We start from the raw sequence: 15608 nt of genomic DNA, 5'->3' as shown, positions 1-15608 counted from the left end.
CGCAGGGCAACGCCCCGGCGCGGGCGGTTCTGCTGCGCGGCGGCACGGGTGGGGCACTGGCAGGGCGACCCGGGTGGATCACCAGGCCGGGTGGATGACCACCCTGCCGGTGACCGAGGTCGGCGAGATCCTGATCCAATGGTTCCGTTCGGCCATATCGGCCCACGGCCACACACCGAGCAGGGCCAATCGGGCGATATCGGCGCGTGCCTCGACCGTCCGGGCGATACCGCGGACGACCACGCTCCAGCCGGCCCGGCGGTCCGCGTCGATGCCGTCCGCTTCGAACGCGACCGGCATCTCGTTCTCCGCGATCAACAACTTCGAGCCCGGTGCCGTCCGGAACACGACCGCGTTGCCGTCCATGCCGTGGCTGACCGGCAGGATCATCGGTTCGCCCTGGTCGAAGAAGGCGAGCCGGCCGACCCGGGCGGTGCGGAGCCGGTCGATGCATTCCTCGACGGTGAGGACACCCAGGCCCGAACGATCCAATTGCCGTGTTGACATCTTCCAGATCCCTTCCGATGCGGACTCCGGCATGCCAATGTCGCCCTTGGTGAGCGAAGTCGTTGCCCGCAAACCACTGTGAGTGGCCGGTGGACCGGAGCACCAGGGTCGAACGACCCGGCTGCGGTCCCTGGACCCGGGTTTATCCCGTCGCCTCCGGTACCTGCCTCGCATTAGCGTGCACGGGGTGGCAACCACCTTGACCCAGAGAGCGCTGACGACGGCCGACGCCGCCGCGATCGCGGCGCTGCATGCCGCCATCGAACGCGCCGAACCCGTTGACGAGTTGACCACCGAGACTGATGTGCTCGAGCAGCTCACCGCTCCGTCGGTCGACCTGGAAAGTTCCAGTGTCGGCGTGTTCGACGGGTCGGACCTGGTCGGATACGGCCTCCTGACGGTGAGTGTGCCCGCCGCGAGTTGGAAGGCTGTTCTGGTTGGCGGGGTCCTGCCGGACTACACGGGCCGGGGCATCGGCCGCCGGATCATCGGTGATCTGGAGGCGATGGCCGCCCGCGATCGCGCCCGTGACGCGCCGGATCTTCCCGGTGAGCTGAAAGTCTGGGTCGACGAGACCCGCCAGGGGGCCAGGAGGCTGCTGGCCTCGTCCGGGTACGAGACGTGGCGCTACTTCTTCCGGATGCTGCGCAACTTCGACGGGTCGCTGCCGGTGGTTCCCGAGCCGCCCGGCGTCACGATCCGCCGGTACGAGGCGTCGGACGAGGAAGAGCTGTTGAGCGCCTCGAACGAGTCGTTCGCCGATCATTGGGGTTCCACCCCGATGGACCTGCCCAGGTGGCGAGCCGAATTCTCCGGCTCGTCGTCGTTCCGGCCGGCTCACTCGTGGGTCGCCGTGATCGGCGGCGAGATCGTCGGATTCGCGCTGAACTCGGAGTTCGACGGTGACACCGAGCTCCGCGGCTTCCGCACCGGATACCTCGCCCGGATCGGCACCCTTCGCCGGGCCCGGGGCCGCGGTATTGCCGCCGCACTCATCGGCAGGACCCTCGAGAGCATGGCCGCCGATGGCTACCGCCAGGCGGAGTTGGGTGTCGACGCCGATTCGCCGACCGGCGCCGGCCGGCTCTACGAGCGGCTCGGATTCGCCGTGGCGGACCGCGGCATGGTGGTGGGCAAACGGTTCTGAGGGCGGCGAACCCCGACGGGAAAGGGAGTCGCTGCGACCCGTCCGGCCGCCGGGCACACTCCACTAGGCTGACCGGCGCTGCTGCACGGTGGCCACGGTCTGTCCGCGCTTCCAGGTGGAGCACGTGGCGGGCGCTTCGAATGTCCGAGCTCCAGGGAGTACCGCGGTGATCACACGCTTGTCCACGCTGTTCCTTCGCACCCTGCGGGAGGATCCGGCGGACGCCGAGGTGCCGAGCCACCGGCTGCTGGTGCGCGCCGGGTACATCCGCCGGGCGGCCCCCGGCATCTACAGCTGGCTGCCGCTCGGTTACCGGGTGCTGCGCAACGTCGAGCGCATCGTTCGCGAGGAGATGGACGGCATCGGCGCCCAGGAGGTGCACTTCCCCGCGTTGCTGCCGCGCGAGCCGTACGAGGCGACCGGGCGCTGGAAGGAGTACGGCGACAACATCTTCCGGCTCAAGGACCGCAAGGGCGGTGACTACCTGCTCGGGCCCACCCACGAGGAGATGTTCACCCTGCTGGTGAAGGACATCTGCTCGTCCTACAAGGGACTGCCGCTGGCGCTGTACCAGATCCAGACGAAGTACCGGGACGAGGCGCGGCCGAGGGCCGGCATCCTGCGCGGCCGGGAGTTCGTGATGAAGGACTCGTACTCCTTCGATCTTGACGACGCCGGGTTGGAGGCGTCGTACCTGCGCCACCGGGACGCCTACATCCGGATCTTCGAGCGACTGGGTCTGCGGTACGTGATCGTGGCGGCGCTGTCGGGGGCGATGGGCGGCTCCGCCTCGGAGGAGTTCCTTGCCGACTCGGAGGTCGGCGAGGACACCTACGTCAGGTGTACGAACTGCGATTTCGCTGCCAACGTCGAAGCGGTCGTGGTCCCGGCGGCCGCACCGATCGATGCCACCGGACTCGCGGCCGCGCACGTCGAGGACACCCCTGACACGCCGACCATCGACACCCTGGTGACGCTGCTCAACGAGCGGTTCCCGCGGGCCGACCGGCCGTGGGTGGCGGGCGACACGCTGAAGAACGTGCTGGTCCTGTTGCGTCACCCCGACGGCAGCACCGAACCGCTCGCGATCGGCCTGCCGGGCGACCGGGAGGTCGATCCCAAGCGGCTGGAGGCGCAGGTCGCGCCGGCCGAGATCGAGCCGTTCACCGAGACGCACTTCGCGGCCAATCGGGCGCTGGTCAAGGGCTACATCGGTCCCGACGTGCTGGGCGTCGAGCGGGCATCGGGCATCCGTTACCTGCTCGACCCGCGGGTCGCGCCCGGATCGGCCTGGGTGACCGGGGCCAACGAGCCCGGTCGGCACGTCCTGGGGCTGGTCGCCGGCCGCGATTTCACCGCCGACGGCACCATCCAGGCGGCCGAGGTCCTCGACGGGGACGCCTGCCCGCTGTGCGGCCACGCGCTGGTCAGCGCCCGCGGCATCGAGATGGGGCACATCTTCCAGCTGGGCCGCAAGTACGCCGAGGCACTGGACCTGAAGGTGCTCGACGTGAACGGCAAGCTGGTCACCGTCACGATGGGCTCGTACGGCGTCGGGGTGTCAAGGGCCGTCGCCGCGGTGGCCGAGAACTCGCACGACGAAAGGGGTCTCATCTGGCCGCGCGAGCTGTCGCCGGCCGATGTGCACGTGGTGATCGCCGGCAAGACGCAGGAGATCATCGATGCCGGCGAGGACCTCGCCCGGGCGCTCGACGCCGTCGGGATCTCGGTGATGCTCGACGACCGCACCGCCTCGGTGGGCGTGAAGCTGACCGATGCCGAACTCCTCGGGGTGCCGACGATCGTGGTCGTCGGCCGCGGCGTCGCGACCGGTGTCGTCGAGTTCCGCGATCGGTTCACCGGTGACCGGCGGGAGATCTCGCTGGCCGAGGTGGCCGGCGAGGTCGTCACTGTGGTCCGGACCGGCCATCTGCGGGAGCGGCAGGCCTGAGCGGACCGGCGCTACTCCTGGCCGGGAAACGGGACGGTCGTCGGCTTCACGCCGGCGACCTGCTTCCACATCGCCAGCCGGACCGCCGCGTCGGACAGGCCGGTCAGCGCGAACCCGCGCAACTCGGCGTCATCGGTCGATCCGATGACGACCCGCCAGGCCGCCGCGGCGTCCGTCTCGATGTCCATCGCGAGCTTCAGGGCCGACGCCGGATCCTTGACATCGACCGAGACCTGGTACGCCGCAGCCGGTTCCGGTGCGGTCGCACCACCGTCGATCAACCGGGCGGTGGTCGCGTCCCGCCGGAGCAGGTGCCCGGACCGTGCCTCGGTGATCATGTCCGCCTGCTCCCGCGCGTAGGCCGCGACTAGGCCGTAGGCCCACACCGCTGCCTGCTCGGCGGCCAGCGCGGACTGCAGCGCCTCCAGCGCGTCCGGCGACAGCGGGCCTGGTGGAGCTGCGCTGGGCTGCGGCGTCCCGGCGGGCGCGCTGCTAGCACCCTCACTACCGGGCGTGGGTGTCGAACTGTCGGGGGCGGGGCTGGTCATGCGAGCACCGCCCGATGGCTCGCCAGTGACGCCGCGATCGAGCCGTACAGCGCGGCCCGGTACCGGGTGGCCGACGAGATCGCGTCGGTGAACTGCACCTGAGCGGTGGCGGCGTCGCCTCGCACTGCGGAAATGATCTCCTCCGGCTCTTCGGGCAGGGTCACGGCGCCGATGGTCGGCGACGCCTGGCTCGGAACGGCGCTCGCGCCCGGGTCCGACGGGTTGACCCGCGCGTACTCCTTTTCCAGCGCCGTCAGCTGCGCCTGCCGGTCGTCGCGCAGGGGCTTGAGGCGGGCCGCATCGGCCTTGTCCGCGGCGATCGCCGCATCCAGCCGCAGCAGGTGCAGGCGGGTGGTGGCGATCAGGCCGTTGATCGGATCGAGTGCGGCCGGCGTCAGCTCGACGGTCGGTGCCGCGGGCTCGTCCGAACCGAAGTAGCTGCATCCGGCGAGCACCGCCGTCGCTCCGACAACGCCGACTCCGGCGAAAAACGTGCGTCGCGACATCGGCGCGCCCGGACCTGTTCCCACCCGGCCATCATGACAGGCCGACCACCACGTCGGTCGCGCCGACGCCGGGTGCCGCCCGGGTTCGCCGGTTGACCTCCGCCGCCGGCGTCCCACCTCCAGGCCGTGCTGGTCGTCACGTGGGCGCTGGATCGGACAACGGCGCCGCGGAAGCCCGATAGGCTTCCGGATCGGTCACCGGCACGTCCGGCCGGCCGTGGACCACGACAACTGCATACCGCGGGTTGCTCGGTCGCCGATGGCGCAGGAGGAGGCAACGATGGGGAGCGGCGACGAACGTCAGCTTCACGAGGTGGTCAACGAGGTCGTCACCGCTGCCGGCTTCGACCTCGAAGAGCTCGCCGTCCGCGCTGCCGGGCGCCGGCGGATCGTCCGGGTGGTGATCGACGGCGACGACGGTGTGACGCTGGACGCGGCAGCGGAGGTCAGCCGGGCGATCTCGGAGCGGCTCGACGCGGCGGGGGAGGCAGACCCGACCGGATCCGCCCCCTACACGCTCGAGGTCACCAGTCCCGGCATCGGCCGGCCGCTGACCCTGCCGCGGCACTTCCGCCGGGCCAGGACCCGGCTCGTCTCGGTGACCACCGTGGACGGCAAGGACACCGCCGGTCACGTGCTCGGGGTCGACGACACCGCGGTGACGCTGGTGCTGTCCGGTCGCAAGGGGGTCAGCCAGATCTCCATCCCGCTCGCCGAGATCACCCGGGCCCGCGTCGAGGTGGAGTTCAGCCCGCCGTCGGCCGCGGTGCTGAGTCTGCTGGGTGTGCAGCCGCCGGTCGAGCCGGACGACGACGCGGAACTCGAAGACGTGGACGCCGACGATGCCGACCCCGACGACGACGAAGACGCGGACACGGACGCGGACGAAAACGAAGACGATGCCGAAGACGAAGACGAGAGAGTGACCCGATGAACGTCGACATTGCCGCGCTGCGCGCCGTCGAAAAGGAGAAGGGCATCGAACTGGGGTCGTTGATCGACACCCTGGAGACCGCGCTGCTCACCGCCTACCGGCACACCCTCGGCCACGCCGGGCACGCCCGGGTGGAGATCGACCGCAAGACCGGCGAGATCACCGTCTGGGCGCAGGAAACCGGCGACTCGCCCGACGACGTGCTGCGCGAGTGGGACGACACGCCGGAGGATTTCGGCCGGATCGCGGCCACCACGGCCCGCCAGGTGATCCTGCAGCGGCTGCGCGATGTGGACAACGAGCGCACCTTCGGCGACTTCGCCGGTCGCGAGCACGACCTGATCACCGGCACCGTCTCCGCCGACGCCAAGGTCAATGCCCGCGGCGTGGTCGTCGTCAGCCTCGGTGACGTCGAGGGCATCATCCCGGCCGCCGAGCAGTCGCCGGGGGAGACCTACACGCACGGGCAGCGGCTGCGCTGTTACGTCGTGTCGGTGTCCCGCGGTCCGCGGGGACCGCAGATCACCCTGTCGCGCACCCACCCGAACCTCGTCCGCAAGCTCTTCGCGCTCGAGGTGCCGGAGATCGCCGACGGCTCGGTGGAGATCACCGCGGTGGCCAGAGAGGCCGGTCACCGGTCGAAGATCGCCGTCCGGCCCACCGTCCCCGGGGTCAACGCCAAGGGCGCCTGCATCGGCCCGATGGGCTCGCGGGTCCGCGCCGTGATGAGCGAACTCGGCGGCGAGAAGATCGACATCATCGACTACGACGACGACCCGGCAACGTTCGTCGGGAACGCGCTGTCACCGGCCAGGGCGCTGTCGGTCACCGTCGTCGACGCCGCGGCCCGCGCGGCGCGGGTGGTGGTGCCCGACTTCCAGCTCTCGCTCGCCATCGGCAAGGAAGGCCAGAACGCCCGGCTCGCCGCCCGGCTGACCGGCTGGCGGATCGACATCCGCAGCGACGCCGCATCCGACGATCCCGCCGACGCCCCCAGTCCGCGTTGACCCGGTGCGCGGTGAGCGGGACGCGCAGGCCGGCGAGCGCGCGGCACCCGTGGGGCGATCAACCGGTGACGACGTCGTCCATCCAACGACAGAGGCGGTAGACTTCCATGTCGGCACGTTCGTCGATCCCGGACGCCGCATCGAGTGTCACCGCAGATCCAGCTGGACCTCACGTTCCGGTTCGGACCTGCATCGGTTGCCGGGGGCGTGAACGGTCCACTGATCTACTGCGCGTCGTGGCTGACGACGGGGTTGTCATCCCTGATCTTCGGCACCGGCTCCCCGGTCGGGGAGCGTGGCTGCATTCCTCCACAGAATGCCTTGACGCGGCAGAGCGCCGTCGGGCGTTCGGTCGGGCCCTCCGGGTCCCCGGACAACTCGACACGACCCGGGTTCGCGTACTCCTGGATCCTCAGGGGAACATCGGAACCGACGATCGGATCGCCACCGGCAGCCGATCGCAGAGCCGCCTGAAGAACAAGAAAGCAGGTCGACCCAACGTGAGCACGCCGTGAAGCAGCAATGAGCAGCAACCGGCACATCTAGAGGGCGCGCGGGCAGTTACGACCGGCCGCCACCCTCATCCCTAAGGAGAGCAGTGGCAGGCAAGGCCCGCGTACACGAGCTTGCGAAAGAGCTCGGCAAGACCAGCAAAGAGATCATGGCGAAGCTCACCGACATGGGTGAGTTCGTCAAATCCCCGTCCTCGACCATCGAGGCCCCCGTCGTCCGCAAGCTTCGTGACGCGTTCCCGGCCAGCGCGCCGGCCGCAGCGAAGTCGGACCAGCCGACCAACGGTTCGGCACCCCGCACCTCCCCGGCGCCGTCCGGCGGTCCGGGTCGTCCCGGCGGTGCAGCCCCCCGGCCGGCAGCAGCAGCTGCCCCGGCCCCGGCCGCCCGCCCTTCGTCACCCGCTCCGGCCCGACCGGCCGCCGCGGCTCCAGCGCCGGCAGCACCGACAACTCCGGCAGCTCCGGCACCCGCAGCACCGGCAGCCGCGCAGCCGGTTGCACCGGCCGCGGCGACGTCCGCCGCTCCGGTGACCGGTTCAGCCGGTCCGGGATTCCAGGCACCGACAACGGCACCGGCCGCGCCCGAGCGTCCGGCCGCCGCGGCCGAGAGCAACGGCGCGTCGGCTCCGGCAGCCAGGGCCGATGCACCGGCGCCCGCTCCCCGGCCGGCCCGGCCGGTCGGCGGCGTTCCCGGAGCCCCGCGCCCGCCGCGGATGGGCAACAACCCGTTCGGCACCCAGCAGCGCAGTGCACCGCCGCGTCCCGGCGGCGTTCCCGGTGTGCCGCGCCCACCCGCAGGTCGCCCCGGCGGCGCTCCGGGTACCGGCGCACCCGGCACCAGGCCCGGCCCCGGCGGTGCGCGTCCCGGCACGCCCGGCGGCGCCCCGCGTCCCGGCACCCCGGGCGGCCGCCCGGCACCCGGTGGCGCCCGTCCCGGCGGCGCACCCGGCGGCGGCGGTGGTTACCGCGGCCCTGGCGGTCCCGGTGGGGCACCCGCCGGCGGCGGCGGTTACCGCGGCGGTCCCGGCGGTTCGACCGGTGGTCCCGGAGGCGGCGGAGCCCGTCCCGGTGGCGGCGGTCGCGGCCGTGGTGGAGCTGCCGGCGCCTTCGGGCGTCAGGGCGGACCGGCCCGCAAGGGTCGCAAGTCCAAGAAGCAGCGCCGTCAGGAATTCGACAACATGCAGGCCCCGTCGATCGGTGGCGTGGCGCTGCCCCGCGGCAACGGCAGCGTGGTCCGGCTGGCCAGGGGTTCCTCGCTCGCCGACTTCGCCGACAAGATCGATGCCAACCCGGCCTCGATGGTGCAGGCGCTGTTCCATCTCGGCGAGATGGTGACCGCAACACAGTCGGTGTCCGACGACATCCTCGAGCTTTTGGGCTCCGAGATGGGCTACGAGGTGCAGATCGTCTCCCCGGACGACGAGGACCGCGAGCTGCTCGACTCCTTCGACCTGTCCTACGGCGAGAACGAGGGCGACGAGAGCGATCTCGTCATCCGGCCGCCGGTGGTCACCGTCATGGGTCACGTCGACCACGGCAAGACCAAGCTGCTCGACGCCATCCGTAACACCCACGTGGTGGACAAGGAAGCCGGCGGGATCACCCAGCACATCGGCGCCTACCAGGTGGCCACCCACCTGAACGACCAGGAGCGGCTGATCACCTTCATCGACACCCCGGGTCACGAGGCGTTCACCGCCATGCGTGCCCGTGGTTCGCAGTCCACGGACATCGTGGTGCTGGTGGTCGCGGCCGACGACGGCGTGATGCCGCAGACGGTCGAGGCGATCAACCACGCCAAGGCTGCCGACGTGCCGATCGTGGTGGCGATCAACAAGATCGACAAGGAAGGCGCCAACCCGGACAAGATCCGGCAGCAGCTGACCGAGTACGGGCTGGTCGCCGAGGAGTACGGCGGCGACACCATGTTCGTCGAGATCTCCGCGAAGGCAATGCTCAACATCAACGGCCTGCTCGAGGCCGTGCTGCTGACCGCCGACGCGGCTCTCGACCTGCGGGCGAACCCGGACATGAACGCCGAGGGTGTGGCCATCGAGGCACACCTGGACCGTGGCCGCGGCGCCGTCGCGACCGTCCTGGTCCAGCGCGGAACGCTGCACGTCGGCGACTCGATCGTCGCCGGTAACGCCTACGGCCGGGTTCGCGCCATGCTGGGCGATCACGGCGAGCAGGTGTCGGAGGCGACCCCGTCGCGTCCGGTGCAGGTGCTCGGGTTCACCTCGGTGCCCGGCGCCGGCGACTCGTTCATGGTCGTCGAGGAGGACCGCGTCGCCCGGCAGATCGCCGAGCGCCGGCAGGCCCGTGCCCGCAAGGCACAGATCGGCAACCGCAGGCGGATCTCGCTGGAGGACTTGGGCGCAGCCCTGGCCGAGCGCAAGATCGAGCAGCTCACGCTGATCATCAAGGGCGACAACTCCGGCACCGTCGAGGCGCTCGAGGATTCGTTGCTCAAGCTCGACGTGGGCGCCGAGGTGGACCTGCGGGTCGTGCACCGCGGTGTCGGTGGCATCACCCAGGACGACATCAACCTGGCGGCGACGACGCAGGCCATCGTCATCGGCTTCAACGTGAAGCCGGTGCGCGGCGTGCAGGAACTCGCCGACCGCGAGGGTGTCGACATCCGGTACTACACGGTGATCTACCAGGCGATCGACGAGGTCGAGAACGCGCTCAAGGGTCTGCTCAAGCCGGAGTTCGAGGAGGTGCAGACCGGTACCGCAGAGGTGCGGGAGATCTTCCGGTCCTCCAAGTTCGGCAACATCGCAGGCTGCATCGTGCGGTCCGGAGAGATCCGCCGCAACGCCAAGGCCCGGCTGCTGCGAGGTGGGGTGGTCATCAATGACAACCTGCAGATCGATTCGCTGCGCCGGTTCAAGGACGATGCGACCGAGGTCCGCGAGGGCTTCGAGTGCGGTATCGGGCTCGGCTCCTGGAACAACATCGAGATCGAGGACACCATCGAGACCTACGAGACGCGGGAGAAGCCGCGCGCGTAGCGGTCACCAGGTGGGGTGCGCGCGGGTCGTCGTTGACGGCGGCCCGCGGCGCGCCCTCCCCTTGGTGTTGATCCGGCTGGTGTTGATCATGGCAAAGCTTGCGCCCGACACGGCGTGTCGAGCCACATTCGTGCGAGTTTCGTCATGATCATCGCGGGTGGAGGCGCAGGGGAGACCTTCGTCGGAATCCTCGAGTGTGACGTGCTGCTCGGCGCGGTGGATTCGCTCAAGCACAAGCGCGCCGTCATTCGGCCGGTGATCGCTCGGCTGCGGCGGCTGGACGTCGCGGTCGCCGAGACCGGGGACCCGGACCGGCACCGCAGGGCACTGATCGCGGTGGCCGCCGTCGCGGGCGAGGCCGCCCAGGTGCACCGTGTGCTGGACACCTGCGAGCGGGAGGTGGCGGGTGAGGTGGAGATCGAACTGCTGTCGACCCGGCGGCGGTTGATCGGCACGAACGACGACTGACCCGAAACAGAACTGGGACGGGCGCGGAGCCAGAAGCGCCCGGCACGAGAGGAAGGACCATCAGCCATGGCAGATTCCGCGAGGGCCCGTCGGTTGGCCAAGCGCATCGTGGCGATCGTCGCCACCGAGCTGCAGCACCAGGTCAAGGACCCCAGGCTCGCCATGGTCACCATCACCGCCGCGACGGTCACGCCCGATCTGCGCGAGGCGACGGTCTTCTACACGGTCTACGGGGATGACGACGAGATCCAGGGCACCGCGATGGCGCTGGCCAGCGCGACCGGGGTCCTGCGCTCGGCGGTGGGCGCGCAGACCGGCATCAAGTTCACCCCCACCCTGGTGTTCAAGCTCGACACGGTCCCCGAGAACGCCTACCGGATCAACGAACTGCTGGAGGCTGCACGCTCGGCCGACGCGCAGGTCGCCGAGCGGGCCGCGGGCGCCAGCTATGCGGGAGAGCCCGACCCGTACCGGGTGCCGAGGGCTGCCGAGGCGGACGACGAGGACACCACCGGCGCCGACGACCGGTACCCGGAGGACCTCGATGCGGACGCATCCAACGGCGATCCGGTGGACGGCAGTCCGCAGGTTGTCCACGACGGCTTCGCCGGCACCACCGAGCCCGCGAGCCGACGGGTACGGTGACACAGCGGTGCCTGCGTTCGGGCACCGCAGATTGGTGGGTCCAGCCAGCGGGACGGGCATGGACGCCACCAGAGATCGATGACACCATCGCCAGCAACACCGCCCGGGCTGCCGGGGAGCACGACCGGGAGGTGACGTGACGGATACCCGTGCGACCAGGTCGCGCTCGCGTACCACCAGGGCGCGCCGCACGCCGGCGATCGTGCCACCCCTTCAGGACGTCGTGCTGGACGATGTCGACGGCTCCGTCGACACCGATCTGGACACTGCGGTCGAGCTTCTGCTGCGGGCCAAGGACGTCGTGTTGCTGGCGCACATCCAGCCCGACGCCGACGCCCTGGGTAGCGCACTGGCCCTTGGCCTCGGTCTGTCCCGACGCGGGATCCCGGTCGCCGTCTCGTTCGCCGAACCGGGTGGCATCCCGGAATCGCTGCAGGGACTGCCCGGCGCCCACCTGGTGCTGCCGATCGACCAGTTGCCCGCCGGGCCCGATCTGCTGGTGAGCCTGGACGTCGGATCGGCAGAGCGGCTGGGGGCACTTGCCGCACTGCTCACCACCAGCAGGCAGAGCCTGGTCATCGACCACCACGCCTCGAACACCAGGTTCGGCCAGTTCCACCTGGTCGACGCCGCGGCGCAGGCCACCGTCATCCTGGTCGCACGAATCCTGGATCGCCTCGGGGTGCCGATCGACCGTGACATCGCGGAGAACCTGTACGCGGGTCTCGCCACCGACACCCATCACTTCCGGCACGCCGACGCTGCCTCGCACCTGCTCGCGGCGCGGCTGATCGACGCGGGCGTCCGCCCACCCGAGCTGATGCACGCGATCACCGACTCGCACCCGTTCGGTTGGCTGTCCATGTTGTCCGACGTGCTGGGTGCGGCGGTGCTGGATCCGGACGCCGCTCACGGCGAGGGGCTGGTCTACACGGTGATCGACACGCAGACCCGGGAGGGGCTGCGCGCCGAAGAGCTCGATTCGGTCATCGACATCATCCGGACCGCGCAGGAAGCCGGGGTCGCCGCCGTCCTCAAGCAGACCCACGACGAGCAGTGGCAGGTGTCCTTGCGGTCGAAGGGGCCGGTGGACGTCGCGGCGGCCGCCGAGCTGCTGGGCGGGGGCGGGCACGTCCGCGCCGCCGGCTTCACCCACCACGGGGATCCGCAGTTGGCCGTCGATGCCCTGCGCGCCGTCTTGGACAAGTGAAGCCCGCTCGGTGAGATCGCCCACTGCCCGGCACGGTGGGCTTGATCGGCGGAGGGTGCTCCCCGCAGGATAGATACATCATGGATGCATCACGCCACCGGTCGGCCGCCGACCGGGTCTACGACCACCTGCGCGCCGGGATTCTCGACCGCCGCTACGCCGACCACGACCTGCTTTCCGAGGGCGACATCGCGCTGGAGACCGGGGTGTCCCGTACGCCCGTCCGGGAGGCCCTGTTGCGGCTGGAGTCGGACGGGATGGTGCGGCTGCTGCCCAAGCGCGGCGCGCTGGTGCTGCCGGTGACGGCGCAGGAATGGCGGGACGTCCTCGCGACCAGGTTGCTGATCGAGAACCATTGCACCGCATCGGCGATCACCTGCGGTCGGGGACCCGCCGTCGCGCTCGCGTTGGCCACGCCGCTGGCCGACCTGCGGGCAGCGGCCGCCGCCGGAGACATCGCCGGCTACACCGCCGCCGACCGCGAATTCCACGCCACCATCGTCGCCGCCGACGGCAACGCGATCCTGATCAAGGTCTACGCCGGCCTGCGCGACCGGCAGTTGCGGATGGGTGCGACCACCATGCGCACCGCCGACGGCCGGCCCGATTCGATCCGCATGGCGGTCACCATCAGCGATCACGAGGCGATCGCCGCAGCCATCGGCGCCGCCGATCTGTCGCTCGCCCGGCGGCTGACCGACGAGCACCTGGCCACCGCCGACCGGCACCTGCGCGGGGTGACCGTATGACGCCCGCAGTCTTGCTGAGCCGGGCCCGGGCTGCGTCGGGATGGGTGTGGGCCGTCGGCGCCGGCGTCTACTTCCTGGCCGTCTTCCATCGCAGCACGCTCGGCGTCGCCGGCCCGCAGGCCGTCGAGCGACTGGACCTGTCCGCGGCGCAGCTGAGCTCCTTCGTCATGCTGCAACTGGGCGTGTACGCGGCCATGCAGGTGCCGACAGGTGTCCTGGTCGATCGGTTCGGCCCCCGCCGGATGCTGCTGGCCGCCACGCTCACGATGGGAACCGCCCAACTGCTGTTCTCCCAGGTCGAGAACTATCCGATGGCGCTGGTCGCCCGCGGGCTGCTCGGCTGCGGCGACGCCATGACCTACGTGTCGGTGCTGCGGCTGGTCGCGGGATGGTTCCCCGGCCGGCGCTACCCGATGATGGTCACGTTCACCGGGCTCGCCGGGATGGCGGGCAACGTGGTGGCCACCGTGCCGCTCACCCTGATGCTGTCCGGTCTGGGTTGGACCACCACGTTCGCGATCGCCGGCGGCATCTCGCTGGCCTATGCCCTGCTGTTGCTCCGGCCCGGGGTGGCCGCTCCGTACGCCCATCCCGTCCGCACCGACGGCGAACCGGGCGGCCGTCGCGTGCTGCGCGACGTGCGCGGCGCCTGGCGGCTGCCCGCCGGGCGGCTGGCGTTCTGGGTCCACCTGTCGACGATGGCCGGGCCGACCGCATTCGCCGTGCTGTGGGGCTTCCCCTACCTGACCCAGGCGCTGGGATACGCACCGGCGACCGCGTCATCGCTGCTGCTGGTGCTGGTCGTGGGCGGTCTGATGGCGAACCTGATCATCGGTCCGCTGCTGAGCAGGCGCCCGGTGATCCGTGGGCCGCTGGCCGTGGCGGTGGCGCTGTCCTGCCTCACGGGGTGGCTGACGTTGATCCTCTGGCCCGGCGGCCGGCCGCCGTTCGCGGTCGTAGTGCTCGTGGTCGCGATCTTCTCGGTGGGCGGCCCGGCGAGTTCGGTCGGCTTCATGCTGGCCCGGGACTACAACCCCGCGCACCGCATCTCGACCGCGACCGGCCTGGTCAACATCGGCGGCTTCTTCGGGTCCGTCGCGATGGTGTTCGCGGTCGGTCAGATCCTGGACTGGGCCGAACCGGGTGTGGAGAGCCACTCGGTCGACGCCTACCGGCTGGCGTTCGTCGCCATCGCCACCGTGACCGCGCTGGGCATCTTCCGGATGGTCACCTGGCTGCTCCGCACCCGGGCGGGCGTCCTCGAGGCGGCCGCCCGCGGCGAGGACGTTCCCGTCGTCCTCACCGCGCACCGGTGGGACCTGGTCGACATGCCGCCCGGTACCTCACCCGGCACCTCGCTTGGCAGCGGGTGCCCGCCGGCCCGGCCGGAGAACGCCGAGCCGGAGAACGCCGGATGAGAGCGCCCCGACCGGTCGACGATCGGCCCGCGCCGCCGCTGCCGCCCGGCGGTGGCCTGCTGCTGGTCGACAAGCCCTCCGGTTGCACGTCGCACGACGTCGTCGGCCGGCTGCGACATGTGCTGCGCACCCGCAGGATCGGGCACGCCGGCACCCTGGACCCGATGGCCACCGGCCTGCTGGTGCTGGCCGTCGATCGTTCGACCAGGCTGCTCGGCCACCTGGCGCTGACCGACAAGACCTACTCGGCGACGATCCGGCTGGGCCGGCAGACCGATACCGACGACGCCGACGGGACGCTGATCGCGTCGGCCCCGGTCGACGGTGTGGCCGAGGCCGACATCGAGGGGGGAATCGCCGCGCTCACCGGACCGATCCTGCAGGTGCCGAGTTCGGTGTCGGCGATCAAGGTCGGCGGCCGGCGCGCCTACGACCTGGTGCGCAGCGGCGTCAGTGTCGAACTGGCCGCCCGCCCCGTGACGATCAGCCGGTTCGAGATCGTCGGCCCGATCCGCCGTGGTGACGACCTGATCGATCTGGACGTCGTCGTCGAGTGCACCACCGGCACCTACATCCGTTCGCTCGCAAGGGATCTCGGCGCGGCGCTGGGCGTCGGCGGTCATCTCACCGCGCTCCGGCGGGCCAGGGTCGGGCCGTTCGAAGTCGGCGACGCGGTCGACGTCTACGGCGGACGCGCACCGGGGGAACGGCCGCCGGTCACCGAGGAGGCCGCCGCGGCGATCGCCGCCCGGGTGCTGCCGGCCGCCGACGCGGTCCGTGCGGCCTTTCCCACCCGTCAGGTCGACCAGACGCAGGCGCTCGACCTGCGGCACGGTCGGACCGTCACCGCCGCCGGGATTGCCGGCACGTACGGCGCCTTCGATCCGGCGGGCGCGCTGGTCGCGCTGGTGGTCGAAACCGCTGGCGTGGCCCGATCCGTTCTCGGCTGGCAGAGCGGCTGACACCCGGATCACGTCCGGTGCCGCCGC

Annotated in this window: 15 protein-coding genes; 12 read left to right on the top strand and 3 right to left on the bottom strand. The window is 71.0% G+C overall.

Translation table 11 applies throughout. The annotated features are described in order from the left end of the window. Nucleotides 1-78 precede the first annotated feature (78 nt). The gene (locus ACVBEQ_RS03040) at nucleotides 79-507 is read right to left on the bottom strand and encodes a pyridoxamine 5'-phosphate oxidase family protein (protein ID WP_447151948.1); all 429 of its coding nucleotides are present in this window, start codon (nucleotides 505-507) and stop codon (nucleotides 79-81) included. A 187-nt stretch (nucleotides 508-694) separates the two neighbouring features. Here ACVBEQ_RS03040 and ACVBEQ_RS03035 point away from each other — a divergent pair, with 187 nt between their 5' ends. Further along, a complete protein-coding gene (locus ACVBEQ_RS03035) occupies nucleotides 695-1654 on the top strand; it encodes a GNAT family N-acetyltransferase (RefSeq protein ID WP_447151947.1) in 960 nt (319 codons plus the stop codon). 166 nt (nucleotides 1655-1820) lie between these two features. Then, entirely contained in the window at nucleotides 1821-3605 is a 1785-nt protein-coding gene (locus ACVBEQ_RS03030; RefSeq protein WP_447151946.1) for a proline--tRNA ligase, read from the top strand. 11 nt (nucleotides 3606-3616) lie between these two features. Here ACVBEQ_RS03030 and ACVBEQ_RS03025 read toward each other — a convergent pair whose 3' ends face one another. After that, nucleotides 3617-4153: a ferritin-like domain-containing protein gene (locus tag ACVBEQ_RS03025; protein ID WP_447151945.1), complete on the bottom strand. Its 537-nt coding sequence runs from the start codon at nucleotides 4151-4153 to the stop codon at nucleotides 3617-3619. After that, on the bottom strand, nucleotides 4150-4683 hold the full coding sequence (locus ACVBEQ_RS03020; RefSeq protein WP_447151944.1) for a hypothetical protein: 534 nt from the start codon (nucleotides 4681-4683) through the stop codon (nucleotides 4150-4152). Before ACVBEQ_RS03020 ends, ACVBEQ_RS03025 begins: the two co-directional genes overlap by 4 nt. Before the next feature lie 256 nt (nucleotides 4684-4939). On the opposite strand from ACVBEQ_RS03020, the gene rimP reads away from it, so the two are divergent. The 10 genes from rimP (at nucleotide 4940) to truB (ending at nucleotide 15581) form a co-directional block, all read left to right on the top strand. Further along, on the top strand, nucleotides 4940-5593 hold the full coding sequence (gene rimP, locus ACVBEQ_RS03015) for a ribosome maturation factor RimP (protein WP_447151943.1): 654 nt from the start codon (nucleotides 4940-4942) through the stop codon (nucleotides 5591-5593). Then, entirely contained in the window at nucleotides 5590-6600 is a 1011-nt protein-coding gene (gene nusA, locus ACVBEQ_RS03010) for a transcription termination factor NusA (protein ID WP_447151942.1), read from the top strand. Before rimP ends, nusA begins: the two co-directional genes overlap by 4 nt. A 107-nt stretch (nucleotides 6601-6707) precedes the next feature. Next, on the top strand, nucleotides 6708-7115 hold the full coding sequence (locus tag ACVBEQ_RS03005) for a YlxR family protein (protein WP_447151941.1): 408 nt from the start codon (nucleotides 6708-6710) through the stop codon (nucleotides 7113-7115). Nucleotides 7116-7198: 83 nt separating this feature from the next. Next, entirely contained in the window at nucleotides 7199-10129 is a 2931-nt protein-coding gene (gene infB / locus ACVBEQ_RS03000) for a translation initiation factor IF-2 (RefSeq protein WP_447151940.1), read from the top strand. Between the two features lie 144 nt (nucleotides 10130-10273). Further along, nucleotides 10274-10597, top strand: a complete 324-nt coding sequence (locus ACVBEQ_RS02995) for a DUF503 domain-containing protein (RefSeq protein WP_447151939.1) — start codon at nucleotides 10274-10276, stop codon at nucleotides 10595-10597. A gap of 66 nt (nucleotides 10598-10663) precedes the next feature. Further along, nucleotides 10664-11242, top strand: coding sequence for a 30S ribosome-binding factor RbfA (gene rbfA / locus ACVBEQ_RS02990; protein WP_447151938.1), 579 nt, complete (start codon nucleotides 10664-10666; stop codon nucleotides 11240-11242). 202 nt (nucleotides 11243-11444) lie between these two features. After that, nucleotides 11445-12452, top strand: a complete 1008-nt coding sequence (locus ACVBEQ_RS02985; protein ID WP_447152171.1) for a DHH family phosphoesterase — start codon at nucleotides 11445-11447, stop codon at nucleotides 12450-12452. Between the two features lie 80 nt (nucleotides 12453-12532). Next, complete coding sequence (locus ACVBEQ_RS02980; RefSeq protein ID WP_447151937.1) at nucleotides 12533-13201, top strand: GntR family transcriptional regulator; 669 nt, start codon at nucleotides 12533-12535, stop codon at nucleotides 13199-13201. Beyond that, a complete protein-coding gene (locus ACVBEQ_RS02975) occupies nucleotides 13198-14619 on the top strand; it encodes an MFS transporter (RefSeq protein WP_447151936.1) in 1422 nt (473 codons plus the stop codon). The genes ACVBEQ_RS02980 and ACVBEQ_RS02975 overlap by 4 nt, the downstream gene beginning before the upstream one ends. Next, nucleotides 14616-15581, top strand: coding sequence for a tRNA pseudouridine(55) synthase TruB (gene truB, locus ACVBEQ_RS02970; RefSeq protein ID WP_447151935.1), 966 nt, complete (start codon nucleotides 14616-14618; stop codon nucleotides 15579-15581). Before ACVBEQ_RS02975 ends, truB begins: the two co-directional genes overlap by 4 nt. Nucleotides 15582-15608 lie beyond the last annotated feature (27 nt).

The sequence above is a fragment of the Nakamurella sp. GG22 genome (genome assembly GCF_052976845.2).
This window is presented reverse-complemented; position numbering and strand designations above follow the sequence as displayed.

Coding starts and splice junctions, on each gene's coding strand:
- ACVBEQ_RS02980 (WP_447151937.1), top strand. CDS start 12,533: ATGGATGCATCACGCCACCGGTCGGCCGCCGACCGGGTCTACGACCAC.
- ACVBEQ_RS02975 (WP_447151936.1), top strand. CDS start 13,198: ATGACGCCCGCAGTCTTGCTGAGCCGGGCCCGGGCTGCGTCGGGATGG.
- ACVBEQ_RS03025 (WP_447151945.1), bottom strand. CDS start 4,153: ATGACCAGCCCCGCCCCCGACAGTTCGACACCCACGCCCGGTAGTGAG.
- rimP (WP_447151943.1), top strand. CDS start 4,940: ATGGGGAGCGGCGACGAACGTCAGCTTCACGAGGTGGTCAACGAGGTC.
- truB (WP_447151935.1), top strand. CDS start 14,616: ATGAGAGCGCCCCGACCGGTCGACGATCGGCCCGCGCCGCCGCTGCCG.
- ACVBEQ_RS03040 (WP_447151948.1), bottom strand. CDS start 507: ATGTCAACACGGCAATTGGATCGTTCGGGCCTGGGTGTCCTCACCGTC.
- nusA (WP_447151942.1), top strand. CDS start 5,590: ATGAACGTCGACATTGCCGCGCTGCGCGCCGTCGAAAAGGAGAAGGGC.
- ACVBEQ_RS03005 (WP_447151941.1), top strand. CDS start 6,708: ATGTCGGCACGTTCGTCGATCCCGGACGCCGCATCGAGTGTCACCGCA.
- ACVBEQ_RS02995 (WP_447151939.1), top strand. CDS start 10,274: ATGATCATCGCGGGTGGAGGCGCAGGGGAGACCTTCGTCGGAATCCTC.
- rbfA (WP_447151938.1), top strand. CDS start 10,664: ATGGCAGATTCCGCGAGGGCCCGTCGGTTGGCCAAGCGCATCGTGGCG.